2 protein-coding genes and 2 pseudogenes are annotated in these 1,968 nt (G+C 69.1%); 2 read left to right on the forward strand and 2 right to left on the reverse strand.

Going from position 1 to position 1,968, the window contains the following annotated elements; genetic code table 11:
* A pseudogene (locus ACO1BR_RS43990) lies at positions 1–280 on the reverse strand (site-specific integrase); the annotation flags it as partial.
* The gene (locus tag ACO1BR_RS43995) at positions 277–957 is read right to left on the reverse strand and encodes a helix-turn-helix domain-containing protein (protein WP_426800732.1); all 681 of its coding nucleotides are present in this window, start codon (positions 955–957) and stop codon (positions 277–279) included. The gene ACO1BR_RS43995 and the pseudogene ACO1BR_RS43990, both read right to left, overlap by 4 nt.
* 96 nt (positions 958–1,053) lie before the next feature.
* Here ACO1BR_RS43995 and ACO1BR_RS44000 point away from each other — a divergent pair, with 96 nt between their 5' ends.
* Together ACO1BR_RS44000 and ACO1BR_RS44005 are read left to right on the forward strand one after the other, a co-directional pair.
* Positions 1,054–1,284, forward strand: coding sequence for a hypothetical protein (locus tag ACO1BR_RS44000; RefSeq protein ID WP_426800733.1), 231 nt, complete (start codon positions 1,054–1,056; stop codon positions 1,282–1,284).
* A 344-nt stretch (positions 1,285–1,628) separates the two neighbouring features.
* Positions 1,629–1,968 (forward strand): annotated as a pseudogene (locus ACO1BR_RS44005) (DUF3631 domain-containing protein); the annotation flags it as partial.

Here is a 1,968-nt window from a genome sequence, read left to right on the forward strand (position 1 = left end):
TCTCCAAGAGTTCGGCGATCTGTGCCAGCCCCTCGGGGTCGTCGGCGTCGGCGAGCCCGAGGAGCGCGCGTATGTGGTCCAGGTCGGCCTGGGCGGCCTTGAGGGTCTCGTAGCCGGCGCGGCTGAAGGAGCGGCGGGTGCCGTCTTCGCGGGGCGGGAGCTCCTGGCGTATCGAGTACGAGCCGTGCTTCCGGTTGGAGAGCTTGGGGCAGGTCTTGCCGAGCGGTTTGCCGGTCTTGGGGTCGCGGCAGTAGCAGCGGCGGTGGGTAGAGCCCTTCATAGGCGTTCCTCCGGGGTGGTTTCGGTGTCCGGTTCGGCTGGGTCGACGTCGCCCAGTGCGGGTGGCAGATCGGGTGGGGTGGCTCCTTCGTCGCGGATGTCCCGACGGAGGTGGCGGAGGTTGTACTTGGCGGAGATGGCCTGGTCGGCGTACTTCGTCCGCCTGCGCTCGGCTTCCTCCTGCTGGGCGCGGTTGGTCGCCGTCTTGGCCGCGAACCGGGCCTGCTCCGCTTCTTCGAGCGCGGCCAGGGCGGTGCGTACGAGGCTGGCGTGAAGCTCGAAGTCGGGGACCAGGCCCGCGTCGTACCCGGGTACCTCCTGCTCGCCGGTGAAGCGGCGTAGGGCTTCCCAGGTGGGGACGAGGTGCTGGAAGGGGAGTTCCTGCGTCTCGTCCACGTAGCCGACCGGGAAGATCAGGCAGGCGGGGTAGGTCTCCAGGGCGGCGGCCAGGACCATGACGTCCACCAGCGGGAGGTTGGCCCGGCGGCCGGATTCCATGTTGGCGATCACGTTGCGCGGGATGGGATGCCCGAGCTGTCCGCACCGGTCCGCCAAGTCCTGCGCGCTCCATCCCACCTCCTTCCTTCTCCGCCGGACTTCGCCGGCCACGTTGGCTTTGATGCGATCCACCCACTCGGGGAAGTCGTCCTCTTCATCATCGAAACCGTGTTGTGTCATGCAGACACATTAGCTTCGTCATCCTGGTAGGTACACGCCTGGAGCCGAACGTGGCGCCCACGTTCGCCGACGGCTGTACCGAAAGGGGCGCACTGCATGCGCGAAGACACCACGGCCGGACGGTCGAAGGGGATGAGCCGGGAGGAGCTTCTGGGCCTCCCCGCAGCTGTTGACCTGGAGACGGGCAACCGGGCACTCGGGTTGGGGCGGAGCAAGGGCTATGCGTTGGCGAAGCGGGGCGAGTACCCGTGCCGGGTGCTGCGGCTAGGCAACGCCTACCGAGTGGTGACGGCGGACCTGCTGGACCTGCTGGGCCTGGCGGCGTGAAGGCGGGGCACCGTAGCAGACATGTCTGCGCTGAGCTGACACAGAAACGCTGGACTGTGTCAGGGGGTGGACGTACTGTCCGTGTTCCGAAACGGAACGCCCCGGGTGTTCCGCCGCGGAACGCCCTGCGTGTTCCGACACGGAACAACCCGGATGTCCCGCCCCGGGACAAAGCGAGCCCCCGGCGAGGCAACGCCGGAGGCTCAGCACACTCCCACCGCCCGTATCCACCGAACGACCCGCGTGCGCTGAGCCGGCATGCCCGGCGCCGCAGAATGAGGAGCTGCCCTGTGCAACCTACGACACCCGACGCACATTCCCCCTCCGGCAAGGCGAATGGGCCGGTGGCCGCGATTGCCGGGAAGCCGGGTGCCCACCTGACCGGCGAGCGAGCCGGTGAGGGAGACGAGACGTCATCGGTAGGTGACGCGGCCCAGAAGCCGTCCGTCCCGAAGCCGCGGCCGGCGAGTACCGGTACGTTCGTCGGCCCTCTGCGCCAGGGCGAGCAGGTGCTGGCCGACCTGCGTGCGCAGGTCGAGCGGTATGTGGTGATGCCGAGCCAGGAGGCGCTCACGGCGGTGACGTTGTGGGTCGCGGCGACGCATCTGCAGCGTGCGTGGCAGCACGCGCCGCGCCTGGCGATCGTCGCGCCGGAGAAGCGGTGCGGGAAGTCGCGGCTGCTGG

It is taken from the genome of Streptomyces sp. YGL11-2, assembly GCF_050054615.1.
GTDB lineage: Bacteria > Actinomycetota > Actinomycetes > Streptomycetales > Streptomycetaceae > Streptomyces.

What these genes read in the sequence shown, in the direction of transcription:
- ACO1BR_RS43995 (WP_426800732.1), bottom strand. Translation starts at nt 957, where the DNA reads ATGACACAACACGGTTTCGATGATGAAGAGGACGACTTCCCCGAGTGG.
- ACO1BR_RS44000 (WP_426800733.1), top strand. Translation starts at nt 1,054, where the DNA reads ATGCGCGAAGACACCACGGCCGGACGGTCGAAGGGGATGAGCCGGGAG.